11 protein-coding genes are annotated in these 12,899 nt (G+C 68.2%); 2 read left to right on the forward strand and 9 right to left on the reverse strand.

What is annotated here, in order from left to right; translation table 11 throughout:
* From HUV06_RS10070 to HUV06_RS10090, 5 genes are all read right to left on the reverse strand, one after another.
* Positions 1-910, reverse strand: a 910-nt coding sequence (locus HUV06_RS10070) for a glycosyltransferase family 2 protein (protein WP_174301142.1), incomplete at its 3' end; no start/stop codon positions are given.
* Positions 910-1,689 (reverse strand): lysophospholipid acyltransferase family protein, encoded by a 780-nt coding sequence (locus HUV06_RS10075; RefSeq protein ID WP_174301143.1) that lies wholly within the window; start codon positions 1,687-1,689, stop codon positions 910-912. The genes HUV06_RS10075 and HUV06_RS10070, both read right to left, overlap by 1 nt.
* Before the next feature lie 41 nt (positions 1,690-1,730).
* Entirely contained in the window at positions 1,731-3,278 is a 1,548-nt protein-coding gene (locus tag HUV06_RS10080; RefSeq protein ID WP_174301144.1) for an NAD(P)/FAD-dependent oxidoreductase, read from the reverse strand.
* A gap of 2 nt (positions 3,279-3,280) precedes the next feature.
* Complete coding sequence (locus HUV06_RS10085; protein WP_174301145.1) at positions 3,281-4,891, reverse strand: NAD(P)/FAD-dependent oxidoreductase; 1,611 nt, start codon at positions 4,889-4,891, stop codon at positions 3,281-3,283.
* 408 nt (positions 4,892-5,299) lie between these two features.
* Entirely contained in the window at positions 5,300-5,467 is a 168-nt protein-coding gene (locus tag HUV06_RS10090; RefSeq protein ID WP_174301146.1) for a hypothetical protein, read from the reverse strand.
* Positions 5,468-5,694: 227 nt separating this feature from the next.
* On the opposite strand from HUV06_RS10090, the gene HUV06_RS10095 reads away from it, so the two are divergent.
* Together HUV06_RS10095 and HUV06_RS10100 are read left to right on the forward strand one after the other, a co-directional pair.
* On the forward strand, positions 5,695-7,356 hold the full coding sequence (locus tag HUV06_RS10095) for an OprO/OprP family phosphate-selective porin (protein WP_174301147.1): 1,662 nt from the start codon (positions 5,695-5,697) through the stop codon (positions 7,354-7,356).
* A gap of 455 nt (positions 7,357-7,811) precedes the next feature.
* On the forward strand, positions 7,812-8,741 hold the full coding sequence (locus HUV06_RS10100; RefSeq protein WP_174301148.1) for an NADP-dependent oxidoreductase: 930 nt from the start codon (positions 7,812-7,814) through the stop codon (positions 8,739-8,741).
* Positions 8,742-8,744: 3 nt separating this feature from the next.
* Here HUV06_RS10100 and HUV06_RS10105 read toward each other — a convergent pair whose 3' ends face one another.
* From HUV06_RS10105 to HUV06_RS10120, 4 genes are all read right to left on the reverse strand, one after another.
* The gene (locus HUV06_RS10105) at positions 8,745-9,398 is read right to left on the reverse strand and encodes an O-methyltransferase (protein WP_174301149.1); all 654 of its coding nucleotides are present in this window, start codon (positions 9,396-9,398) and stop codon (positions 8,745-8,747) included.
* Between the two features lie 15 nt (positions 9,399-9,413).
* Positions 9,414-10,973 carry an efflux transporter outer membrane subunit gene (locus tag HUV06_RS10110; protein ID WP_174301150.1) on the reverse strand — a complete coding sequence of 520 codons (1,560 nt, stop codon included), beginning with the start codon at positions 10,971-10,973 and terminating at the stop codon, positions 9,414-9,416.
* Complete coding sequence (locus HUV06_RS10115; protein WP_217433768.1) at positions 10,970-12,586, reverse strand: DHA2 family efflux MFS transporter permease subunit; 1,617 nt, start codon at positions 12,584-12,586, stop codon at positions 10,970-10,972. The genes HUV06_RS10110 and HUV06_RS10115 overlap by 4 nt, the downstream gene beginning before the upstream one ends.
* Positions 12,587-12,588: 2 nt before the next feature.
* The coding region (locus tag HUV06_RS10120) for an HlyD family secretion protein (RefSeq protein ID WP_174301151.1) at positions 12,589-12,899 on the reverse strand (311 nt) is incomplete at its 5' end.

A 12,899-nucleotide genomic window follows, 5' to 3' on the forward strand; every position in this document is an offset into this window, starting at 1 on the left:
GGCCACGCCGCCCCCCCGCCAGCGCCGCCGCTAGGAGGAGCCAGGGCGCCACGTGGCCGCCGAGGAGCAGCACGGTCCAGACCGGCAGCGCGCCTGGCTTGGCCAGGCCTTCCGCGGCGTTCTTGGTGGCGCCGCGCACCACCGCGCGCCAGCCGGTGTACATGCGGCAGGTGGCGAGGCCGGCGCCGGCCACGAGGTCGGTGCGCAGACCGGCGGCCCGGAACAGCCGCGGCAGGGTCAGTCCGTCATGCAGACTGGTGCGGATGGCGGCGTGGCCGCCGGAGCGGGCGTAGGCGTCGGCTCGCACCGCGATCATCTGCCCGCAGCCGGCGGCCAGGGCCGGCTTAGGGAAGCGCCGGGCGAGCGGGATCGGCAGGTACCCTAAGAGGAGCGCGTTGATCATGGGAATGACCAGGAGTTCCGGGAGGCTCACCATCTCTTGGCGCGGAACGCCGCTAACCAAGTCCGAGCGCGCCAGCGCGCCGACAAGCCGGGCGGCCGCGTCAGGCTGAAGGCGCACGTCGGCGTCCAGGAACAGGAGGAGCGGCGCATCGGTGAGCCGGCTCAGCACGTGGCAGGCATGCTGCTTGCCCGACCAGCCCGCAGGCAGAGGTGGGGCCGCGACGAGCCGCAGCCGGGGGTCTGCGCGCGCCAGATGGGCGACGATGGCGGCGGTGGCGTCGGCGGAGTGGTCGTCGAGCACCACCACCTCCAGCCCGACCGCGGTAGAGGCGAGCGCAGCCTCCACGCAGGCAGCTATGCCGGCCGCCTCGTCCCGCGCGGGGATTAGGACGGCCACGCGCGTTCCGGCTGGCGCGGGCGCGGGCTTGCGCAGCGCCAGGAGGTTCAACACAGTCATGGCGGTGGGCAGGCCCGCCATGGCCAGGAGGACGCCGGCCAGGATCAGCATCAAGCGGACGCGTCCCGGCCTGCACCGTGGGCGGGGTCAAAGCGACGTCCCTGCACACGCGCTCGGAGGCGTCGCCAGCCGTCATAGACGGGGCTGATCTGCGTCCGGCCGGCGATCAGGGTGGTGAACCGCCCGGGATCGCGCAGGGCGGCGTCAACCGCCAGGGCGTCCATGGCGCCTTCCAGCGCCGCGTTCAACGCCGCGGAGCCCTCCGTCCGCACCGCGTTGGCCGGGATCGCATCGCCGAAGCGCAGGAGGAGGTTCGGCCGGCGCTCGTTCCAGAAGGCGTATTCGATGGCGAGCGGGACAAAGCGTGCGGCGGGCGCCCACCGGGCCAGGTGCGCCAGGCCGGGCGCGACGCGGATGGGGCGCTCGCGCACGTCGCGAAAGCGGCCTTCGGCGTTGACCAACCAGAGCCCGTCCTCACGGCCGAGCACGGCCCGGCCCATCGCCAGGAAGGTCGCCGCGCCGGCGTAGCCGGGGGCGATGCCGATCCCGCCGATCCGACCGAAGAAGCGGTAGCGCTCCAGCATGGCCGCCTCCATCGGCGTGTAGGCGCTCTGGCCGCAGAAGACGCAGGCCGCCAGCCAGACGAAAAGCTCGCCGTCCCACCAGGATGGATGGTTGGCGTACACCACCAGCGGGCCCGAGCCGGAAGGCGGGTCGCCCGAACGACGCACGGCGTGGAAGCTCCGGGCGAGATCGCGGGCGAACAGGCGTCCGAAGACATGCAGCAGAAGGGGCGAGACCTCGGGCAAGGCGTCGCGGGCGGGTCCCATTCGCCCGCCGCCTTCGCGCGGGGCCGCGACCTCGGGGACCCTCAGGCCTCCTCCGCCACCCGGGCCGCGCCTCGGACGTCCTGGTCCATGGCGTCCGCTGCGATCCAGCCGGACATCATCACCATGGGCATGCCAGGCCCAGGGTGAGCGGCGCCGCCGGCGAGGTACAGGTCGCGCACTGTGCGCGAGCGGTTGCCAGGCTTGAACGCGCCCATCATGCGCCCGTGGCTGGCGAGGCCGTAGATGGCGCCGTTCAGCACGCGGTAGCGGTCGTGGATGTCTTGAGGGGTGAGGTGGCGCTCGAAGATGATCCGCTCTTCGATGTCGTGAAGGCCCGCGGCCGACTTCAGCTTGTCCAGGATCACCTTCCGGTACCGGGGGTATAGTTCGCCGGAGCGCCAGTCGTGGTGGGGGCGGAGGTAGGGTGTGTGGACCAGGACGTAGAGCGCCTCGCCGCCTTCAGGCGCCACGCCCGGCTCGGTGGCGGAGGGTGCGCAGAGATAGGCGGTCGGGTCGGGGGCCGGCTCGCCCCGCTTGTAGATGGCGTCGAACTCCTCCTTCGGGTCGCGGGAGAACACGAAGTTGTGGTGGAGGAGATGGTCGTAGCGCTCCTTGAGGCCGAGGTAGAGCACCACGCCTGAACAGGCCGGCTCGGCCTTGCGCCGCACGCCGGTCCGCCCGGCCTCGCCGCCCACCAGCTCGCGGTAGGTCCGCACTGCGTCCATGTTGGATATGACCGCATCGTAAGCCTCGACGCCGCGAGCGGTGCGGACCCCAGCCACGCGCCCGGCCTCCATCGCCAAACCCTCCACGTCCTCGCTGGGCCGCAGGCTGGCGCCCTGTTCCTCCGCGAAGCGCATCAGCGCCGCAGCCACGGCGCGGGTGCCGCCCATGGGGTACCACACTCCCTGCGCCGTCTGCAGGTGGGCGATGGCGCACAGCACGGCCGGCGCGCCGTAGGGCGAGGACCCCACGTACTGGACGAAGTGGTCGAGCATCTGCGCCAGCCGAGCGTCAGGCATCTTGCTCCGGATGGCTCCGGCCACGGTGGAGTGCAGGCGCAGCCGGACGAGGTCGCGCAGCGCCGCCCCGTTCATCTGGGAGCGTAGGTCAACAACGTCGAACAGGTCCTGTACCGACTTCCAAAGGAAGAAGCGGTCGCTGACCTCGCTGAGCTCCCGCGACGCCTCCAGGAAGGACCCGTAGCCCCGTCCCGCATCCTTGCCGGGGGCGAAGCGCTCCATCTCCGACGCCATGGCCGTGGCGTCGGCCAGAAGGTCGATGCGGTCGCCGCCGTCGAAGAAACAGCGCCACTGCGGTTCGAGACGGCGGAGGTCCAGGTAGTCGGACGTGCGTCGGCCGCCCTCGGCGAAGATGCGCTCGAGCACCGCCGGCACCGTCAGGATGGTTGGCCCCATGTCAAAGCGGAAGCCGTCCTCTTCGAGGAGCGCCGCCTTGCCCCCCAGCCAGCCGTTCTTCTCGTAGAGAGTGACCTGGTGGCCTCGCGCGCTCGCGACACAGGCGGCGGCCAAGCCGCCCAGGCCGCCGCCCACCACGGCGATGCGGCGACGGCGGGATGGAACGTGCATGTTCACAGGGCGCCCCTTCGAGCGGCGATCTCGCCGGACATGACCGGCGTCTGTCTCCGGTCCTCGCGCGCCTTCCTACGCTCGGGACGGCGCGGAGCCTCGGCCCCCTTCGCCAAGTCCTCCAGGAGGAGGCGCGTGGTGATGCGTGCGCCTTCGAAGATCACCGGAAGCCCCGAACCAGGATGGGTGCCTCCACCCACCAGGTAAAGGCCGTGGCCGAAGCGATTATGCGGACGGAAGAACAGCATCTGCCGCAGGTCATGAGAAAGGTTGAATGTAGCCCCCTGATGGACGGCGAACTGGTCCCGCCAGTCCCGGGGATCGACGATCCGCTCGTAGCGGATGCGGTCGCGGATGTCGGGCATCCCGATCAGCTTCAAGCGATCGAGCACAAGGTCGCGAAACCGGCCGCGCTCCTTGTCCCAGTCTATGCCCGCGCGCAGGTTCGGTACGGGCGCCAGCACGTACAGGCTGAACCCACCGGGGGGCGCCATGCCGTCGTCGGTGTGACCGGCGTGCTGAAGATAGATGGACGGCTCCTCGGACAGGACGCCCGTGGACACCTCGCGGATGTTGCGGGCGTAGTCCCTGGACAGAAGGATATTGTGGTGCGCCACCTCCGGCGGCAGCGCCCCCTCGATCCCCAGATACAGCATGAACGTCGAGCAGGAGAGCCGCGCCCGTTCGATCTTGCGGTCGCGCCAGCGCGGCCGGGCCGCCTCAGGCACAAGGCTCGGCATGGCATGGGCGAAGTCGGCGTTGACGACCACCGCATCGGCGCAGACCTCCCGCCCCCCGACCACGACGCCTCGCGCCTCCCCACCTTCATAGACCACCCGTTCCACGGGCGTGTTCAAGCGGAGGTCCACGCCCATGCGCCGGGCGAGCGCGGCCATGGCCTCCGTCACCGCGCCGCATCCCCCCACCGGATGGTAGACGCCGTGCTCGTACTCCATGAAGGCCAGGATCGAGAACAGGCTGGGGCACTTGAACGGCGACATGCCGATGTACTTGGTCTGGAAGGAGAAGGCGAGGCGGACGCGCGGGTCCTTGAAGAAGCGGCGCAGCTCGCCATCCACAGTGGTCATGGGCTGGAGCTTGGGCAGGGCTCCGACCATCTCCCAGGAGATCAGCGAACGCCAGCTGTCGAAGGCCCGCTCGAGCGCCGGCTCGAGCAGCTTCAGCTTGGCGCGCCCGTGCTCGAAGAAGCGCTTGACGTTGCGGGCGTCGTCTGGGGCGATCCGGGCGATCTCGGCCGTGAGCCCCTCCAGATTTGGCGTGGCCCTGATCTCGCCCTCGCCTTCAAAGACGATCCTGTACTGTGGGTCCAGCCGCCTCAGCTCGACATGATCTTCCAGCCGCTCTCCGCAGGCGGCGAAGATCTGCCCCAGCGCCTTAGGGTACAGGAAGAAGGTAGGGCCCGCGTCGAAACGGTAGCCGTCGGGCGTGCTGAAGGTGCGGGTCCGGCCGCCCACCACCTCGTCGCGTTCGAATAGCCGCACCTCGAGGCCCTGCGCCGCCAGGAGCAGAGCCACCGCCAAGCCCCCTGGCCCGGCGCCCACGACGACAACCTTCTTTGGACGGGAAGCGAAACCAACGTCGGTCAAGGCCATACTCGGAAGCCTGGCGAACGCTCCAGGCAGTCTGAATCTTGCACATGACGCTTATCTCTTCCAGCGAGATTTCACCTCGGGTGGTCTGAATCAGATCAGATAAGTCTCCTGTCGCGAGGAAGTCTAAATTTCTCGCCCGATGATACGTTTTAAGAGGGATCATGCCGACTCTAAAAGCCAGGTAAGCAATGACTAGCCTTTACTTGCGCGCCGGGCCAAGACAGGAACGCGATGGAACAAGGCTGTCCGAGGCCGGCCTCGCGCGGCAGACCCACGCTTGTTCACGTCCGCGCAGTATAGCGCTCAAGCCTAGCATAGAGGTTCGGCGGCCTCTATGGCCGTCGCCTTCTTGGAGGATGGCTGGCGAAGATCGCATCCGCCGCCGTCGTCACCAGTCTGGCGACCCCGCTACACGCCATGGAGCCTTGGCAGGCGCTGCCGAGCGCCGCCGCTCTGCCGAGTCCCGCGGCCTTCGGCTATGCGCTTCACGATGGCGCGAAGATTTAGGCCGACGCCGTAGAGCAGCCGGATGGCCGCCCCGATCGTCAGGCCCGCCGCGATCTGGTGGATCGACATGCTGCCGGGCTCGCGCCGGCGTGAGCCTACTGGAGCGGAGCTGCTGCACCTCGCTACGCAACGGCCCGTCTGCGTCTCAGAAGCCCCAACGCCAGGCTAGAACGGCGACTACCCAGCTTAACGGGCCTTCAGTATTTCTTAGGAACAATCCGGCGGCGGCGGCAGGTAATCGTGGCCCCTTAGCGGCTAACTGGTGACCGATGACTCACAAACGACCGAAGGCGCCCATGCTCCGAACCTTGCTGCTCGCTACGTCAGCAGGCGTCGTCACCATGGCGGCTAGCCCCGCACTGGCCAAGCCGAAGGCCGCTCGGGTCGCGCATAGGACCAGTACGCTCAAGACTCAGGTCCAGGACCTAACGGCGCTAGTCAAGCAACTCTCCGCCAGGGACGAAGCCCTGCAGAGCCAAGTACAGACGTTGCAGGCCCAGGTGAACAGTCCGCCAGTCCAGACCGCCGCGGTTCCGCCGCCCCCGTCCTATGGACAGTCGCCGCAGCCCTACGGTCAGACGGCTCAGGCCGGAGGCGGCTCTCCTGACGTCTCCCTCGGTGGCCAGGGCGGTTCGGCGACGGTGGCCAGCGAGGCCAAGCCGCAACCCAGGGTCGCCATCAACGACAACAACCACTTCTCGCTCCAGAGCGCAGACGGCCGCTACTCAATAGGCCTAGTCGGGGTCGTGCAGTTCGACGCCGGCGGCTACTTCGGTTTCCATCCCGACTCGCGTTATACTGGCCCTCAGGACCTGTCGAGCGGCGTCAACGCCCGCCGGGCGCGGATCGGGGTCAGCGGCGCGGCCGGCGATTTCAGCTACACATTCATCTACGACGCCGGCAATTCGCAGGACACCACCCAGCGTGGAATCGAGGCGCTGCAGCTCACCTATAACGGCATCAAGGGCTTCGCCGCCGACATCGGCTATTCCAGCACGCCCTTCACGCTAGACCAGGCTACCAGCTCCAACGACCTGCTCTTCCTGGAGCGCTCGACGCCGACGAACATCGCCATCAACTACAATGCCGGCGACTTCCGATCCAATGCGGGCTTCCGCTTCTACAGCGACCGATACTGGTTGGGCGCCTACGTCACCGGTCCTTCGTCCAGCAGCGACTCCCACACTCAGACGGGCGAGCGGCTCGGAGCCTTCGAGCGCGCGGCCTTCCAGGTGCTGAAGGGGCCCGACTACTCGCTCCACCTGGGCGTGGCCTATGACGAGCTGATCCGCGCGCCGAACTCGGGCGACACGACATCGTCGGCCACCTCGGTCGGAACGCCGGACACCCTGTCCCTGAGCGACCAGCCGGAACTGCGCATCGATCCGACGACCCTGGTCAACTCCGGCGCCATCGGCACGACCGCCAACCCGGTCACGGGCGGCAGCGTGTTCGATGTCGAGACCGCTGGAACCCTGCGGAACTTCTTCTACCAGGGTGAATATTTCCACTACACAGTAGACCGGAAGGGTCTCGACGACGCCAGCTTCGACGGTGGCTACGCCCAGGTTGCCTGGATCCTCACCGGCGAGAACCACAAGTATAATCCGCTGGCTGGAAGCTACACCCGGATTGTCCCGGCCCATCCGTTCTCGGTGAAGGAGGGCAACTTCGGGGCTTTCGAACTCGCCGCGCGGGTGAGCTACATCGACGAGATTGCAAACTATACGCCGAACCTGTCCCTAGCCTCCCAGACTGACGCCATCAACGGCGGCCGCCAGGCCGGGTATACGCTAGGCGTGAACTGGTATCCGAACTCCGTCCTCCGCTTCATGCTCGACTACAACTACATCGACTTTGACAAGTCGCAGACCACGACTGCGACAGGTGCGCCCCTTGGGAGCAACATCGGTTCCCACTTCAATGCGATATCGCTGCGCAGCCAAGTTGTCTTCTGACAGATGGCTGGATGGCTGAAGCTTGATTGTTATTGATCTACAATAGGCGCGAGGTCGGTTCCGCGCTCTGCTCCGGTTGTCGCAGATCGAGGCGCAGGAGCTCGGGTGGGCGTCCAGGAAATCCATGCGGTGCAGGTGTTCCGCCGGGCGCTTGAACTCTAAGAATCGCTGGCGGTCGCGCAAGACATAAGGCTGGCGATGCAGTCGCCGGCCGCTGCGCTGTTGGCACATCGGCGCCTCGCCTCCGGGCTCCACGTGCACCGCGCCCAGGTGCAGCTCTCCGCCGCCAAGGCCCGGATCAACGACGTCGCCGCCCAGCACGCGCTCTAAGAGCACGCCATCCTCGCGGAGGTCGATCGAAAGCGTGACCCACCAGTCCCGCGACACACTTGCGACCGCACTGAGGAACCGCCCGCCCAACGGTCCGGTTTCGGTGCACTAAGAGGAGGCCAGCCATGAAGGCGATGCGTATCCACCGGTTCGGCGGCCCCGAGGTCCTCCAGCTGGACGAGATCGACATCGCCGAGCCGGGTCCGGGTGAAGTGCGGGTCAGGGTCGCCGCCGCCAGCCTCAACCCTGTGGACTACAAGATGCGCCAGGGCGGCTATGCCCGCCTGCCCGCATCCGCCCTGCCGGTGACACTGGGCCGCGATCTTTGCGGCGTGGTGGAGGCGATCGGGCCCAACGTCAGCCACGTCGTGCCGGGCGAGCCGGTGTTCGCCCATCTCGGCTGGGACCGCGGCGCCTATGCCGAGCAGGCCATCCTCAGGGTCGGCGAGTTTGCGCCCAAGCCGGAGACGCTGACGGTCATCGACGCCGGCTCCCTGCCGCTCGCGGCCATGACCGCCTGGCAGGGCCTGTTCGACCATGGCGGGCTCAAGGCCGGCGAGCGGGTGCTGATCCACGGAGCCTCGGGCGGGGTGGGCTACCTCGCCGTCCAGTTCGCCAAGCTGCACGGGGCGGAGGTGATCGCCACCGGCTCCGCCGCCAACCTGGACTGGATCAGGAGTCTGGGGGCCGACCAGGTGATCGACTACAAGGCGCAGGCGTTCGAGGACGAGGTGCGCGACATCGACCTCGTCTATGACCTGATCGGCGGGGACACCCGCACCCGCTCCTGGGGCGTGCTCAAACCGCATGGCCGACTGGTGACCACCGTCTCCAAGGAGCCGGTCGAGGAGCAGGCCGCCCGGCACGGCAAGACGGGCCTGCTCTACTTCGCCCATCCGGACGCCGAGCAGCTCCGCACCGTCGCCGCCATGGCCGACGACGGCCGGCTGCAGGTCATGGTCGATCGGACGTTTCCGCTGGAGGAGGCCGCCGCGGCTCACGCCTACCTGCAGGAGGGCCACCCGCGCGGCAAAATCGTGCTGGAGGTGCGCTGAGGCTCAGATCACCAGGGCCATGGCGAAGCCGTCATGGCCCTTCATGCCCACCATCTGCAGCGCCGTGGCGTCCAGGCGCGGATCAGCGCCCATGAGGCGCAAGGCTTCCAGCACGCCTCGGACGTTCTCATCCTGACGAGCCGGATCGATGATCGCGCCGCCCCGCACGACATTGTCCAGCACGATCACCGCGGCGGGACGAGAGAGCCGGATCGCCCAATTCAGATAGGCCGGGGAGCTGGCCTTGTCCGCGTCGATGAAGGCAAGGTCGATCGGCTCTTCCACCCCGGGCAACAGGTCGAGGGCGCGGCCGACGCGCACCTCCACCCGGTCGGCGACCCCAGCCCAGGCGAGGTTGGCGCGGGCCACCTCCGCATGGTGCGGATCGAGCTCCAGCGTCACCAGCCGTCCCTCGGGTGGAAGCGCGCGAGCCATGCAGATGGTGCTGTAGCCGCCCAGCGTGCCTACCTCCAGCACCCGCCGCGCATGGGTGATCCGCGTCAACAGATGCAGGAAGCGGCCCTGCAGAGGGGAGACGTCGATGGGCGGCAGACAGGCCTCGACGTTGCGCCTGAGCACAGCCTCAAGCACGGGGTCCGGGCTCAGAAGCCGCTCGGCGAGCAGCCCGTCGATTGCCGCCCAACTTCCTGATGACATCCAAGATGCTCCCGCTCAGGGTGAGGACAGGCCCGCCTTCTGCAACAGCTTGCCCTCGTCCGCCGTCCAGCCGCCGCCGAGCGCCTTGTAGAGGGAGGTGAGATCGACGGCGAGCTGGCCTTCGTCCTGCACCAGGCCGTTGCGGGCGTTCAGGTCGGTCTGCTCGGCCTGCAGCACGTTGATGAAGGTGACCAGCCCGACCTCATACTGCTGGCGGGCGATCGTCAGCGAGTTGGCCGAGGCGTCGACCGAGGCCTTCTGGGCGACGATGCGGCGCTGGTCGGCCTGGTAGCGGGCCAGCGAGTCCTCCACGTCCTGCAGCGCGGTCAGCACCGTCTTCTGGTAGGTGTAGTAGGCCTGGTCCTGCTGGGCGCGGGCGGCGCGGATGTTTCCCCTGATCTGGCCGCCCTGGAACACCGGCCACTGGATCAGGCCGACGCCCGCCGAGGTGCCGCTGTTGGCGTTGAACACGTCGTGGAAGGTCGGCGAGGTGAGCGCGCCCAACGCCAGGATGTTGAACTTCGGATAGAGGTTGGCGACCTGCACCCCCACGGTCGCGGTGGCCTGGGCCAGTTGGCGTTCGGCCTCGCGTACGTCGGGACGGCGGCGGAGCAGGTCGGACGGCAGGCCCACCGGGAGCGTCTGGGGCACGCCGGGCAGGTCATTGCTCTTCAGGTGGTCGAGTTCGGGCGCCAGCGCCTCCGGATCCTCGCCGACCAGCACGCCGAGCGCGTGGATCTGGCCTCTCGCCTGGGCCTCCAGCTGGGGGATGGCGGCGATGGTCGCCTGCACCTGGGCCTGCTGCTGGTTCACGTTCAGCCGGGTGACGAAGCCGGTCTGGGCCTGCTGGTGGATGATGGCGAATGTAGCCTGCTGGCTGGCGATTTCCCCCTGTGCGATGGCGACCTGAGCCTGCAGGCTGCGCAGCTGCAGATAGTCGCTGGCGACCTCGGCGGTGAGCGAGACCTGGCCGTCGCGCTTCGCCCAGATCATCGCCTGGGTCCCGGCGCGGGCGGCCTCGACGCTGCGGCGCACGCCGCCGAACACGTCGATCTCCCAGGTGGCGTCGAAAGCGACGGCGAAGTTGTCGATATGGGACGGCGCCTCGCCCGCGGCCGCACCGGCGGCTTCAGCGGCCGCGCCGCCTGCGCCTCCGCTCGACCGACCCGTCAACGAACCCAGGGCCGAGTTGCTGGCGTTGGTGTTGATCCTCGCCGCGTTAGCGGCCGTGCTCACATGCGGCAGACCCGCGGCGCCGGCCACCACCTCCTGCTCGCGCGACTGGCGGATGCGGGCGACCTCGGTCTTCAGGTCCAGGTTGCCGGCCATGGCCCGCTCCACCAGCTGGTCGAGCAGCGGGTCGTTGAACTGCTTCCACCAGCTGGCGACCTGGACCTCGTCCACCGGGGCGACGGCCGGCTGGCTCAGGGGCGCGTCCTTCCTGGTTCCGATCTCTTGGTAGGCAGGGGGCGCGGCCATGTCGGGGCGCCGGTAATCTGGCCCTACCGTGCAGGCGCAGACCGCAGCACCGGCCAAGAGCGCGGCGAAGGCAGGGTGAAGTTCGCGCCGCCTCATCCCGCCGCTCCCTGAGCTTCACCGCCGCTGGGCTTCTGCATCAGCAGCAGCAGCGGCAGGCAGCAGAGCGTGATGAACATCAGCAGCCGGAAGGCGTCGATGTAGGACAGCATGCCCGCCTGCTGGTTGAGCTGGTTATAGAGCTGCCCGAGCGCCTGCTGATTGACGAAGGCGGACGGCTGGCCCGCGCCCTGCAGCTGCTGCGACATCTGGCCCAGCCCCTGAGTGTAATTCGGGTTCAAGGGATTCAACGTCTCCACATAGCGGGCCTGATGGAACTGCTGGCGCTGTTCGGTGAGCGTCTGGACCATGGAGATGCCGATGGAGCCGCCGAGGTTCCGCATCACGTTCATCAGGGCCGAGGCCTGATTGCTCTCGCTTCCCTTCAGCCCGACATAGGCGATCGAGGTAATGGGAACGAACAGGAACGGCAAGCTGAAGGCCTGGAAGGCCCGCGCCGCCGCCACCGAGCCGAAGGACAGCTGGGTGTTCAGATGGGTGTAGTTCCAGAAGGCGAAGGTCTGCATGACCAGGGCGAAGCCCACCATCAGGCGGGGGTCGACCTTGGAACTCAGCACGCCTGCGACCGGCATGAACAGGATGGTCACCGCCCCGCCCGCAGTCATCGCCAGTCCAGCGTCCGTCGCCGTGTAGCCGATCACCTGCTGCAGCAGCTGGGGGATGAACTGGGCGGTCCCGAAGATCAGCAGCCCCACCACCATCAGCAAGGCCGAGGCGACGGCGAAGTTGCGCTGGCCGAACATCCTGATCTTCACCACCGGGTCCTTGCGGCTCAGCTCCCAGGGGATGAAGGCGACGAGCGAGACGACGCAGACCACGGCCGCCACCTGGATCACCGGGCTGGAGAACCAGTCCAGCCGCTGGCCGCGGTCCAGCGTGATCTCCAGCGCGCCCAGGAACAGGGCGGACAGGGCGAAGCCCGGGAAGTCGAACTTGATCCCGTCCTTGGTCATCTCCTTGCGTTGGGCGATCACGGCGGCCGGCTCGTCCACGAACAGGTGCACCAGCACCAGCGACAGCACGCCCACGGGAAGGTTGATCAGAAAGCACCAGTGCCAGCTGAAGTTGTCGGTCAGCCAGCCGCCCAGCACCGGTCCTATGGTCGGCCCTGCGATCACCACGATGCCGTAGCCGGCGAAGGCCAGGGTCCGCTGCTTGGGGCTGAAGGTGTCCACCAGCATGGACTGCTCCACCGGCGCGAGGCCGCCGCCGCCGATGCCCTGGAGTATGCGCGCCAGCACGAGCGTCGTCAGGTCCTGGGAAATCCCGCAGAGGAAGGAGGCGAAGGTGAACAGGAAGACCGAGAACATGTAGTAGCGCTTGCGGCCGAACACGTCGGCCAGCCAGCCGCTGATGGGCGTGATCGCCGCCTGGGCGACCAGGAAAGTGGTCAGGACCCAGGTGGCCTCGTCGTAGCTGGAGCCGGTGGAGCCCGCGATATGGTTCAGGGCGACGTTCGCGATGGAGCTGTCCAGCGTCGTCATGAAGGTGGCGATCGAGATCACCCCCAGGATCAGCCAGGGATTGCGCCCCCCGGCTACGGAGCGCGCGGGCGTCCAGCCGCCCCCCCCGCCTGCGCCGGCTTCAGCCACCCCTAGTGAATCCGGACCTTGGGCTCGACCGAGAGCCCCGGCCCCAGGGGGCAGTCCTTCGGCGCGCCGTCGAGCACGATCTTTACCGGCACCCGCTGCACCACCTTGACGAAGTTGCCGGTGGCGTTCTCCGGCGGCAGCAGGCCGAAGGCCTGGCCGGAGCCACGCTGGATGCTGTCCACATGGCCGGTGATCTGGGCGTCCGGGCAGGCGTCCACGTGCACGGTGGCCGTCTGGCCGGCGCGCATGTGGGCGAGCTGCGTCTCCTTGAAGTTGGCGGTGATCCAGGTGCGCAGCGGCACGATGGCCATGA

It is taken from the genome of Caulobacter sp. S45 (genome assembly GCF_903642205.1).
Classification (GTDB): domain Bacteria; phylum Pseudomonadota; class Alphaproteobacteria; order Caulobacterales; family Caulobacteraceae; genus CAHJWH01.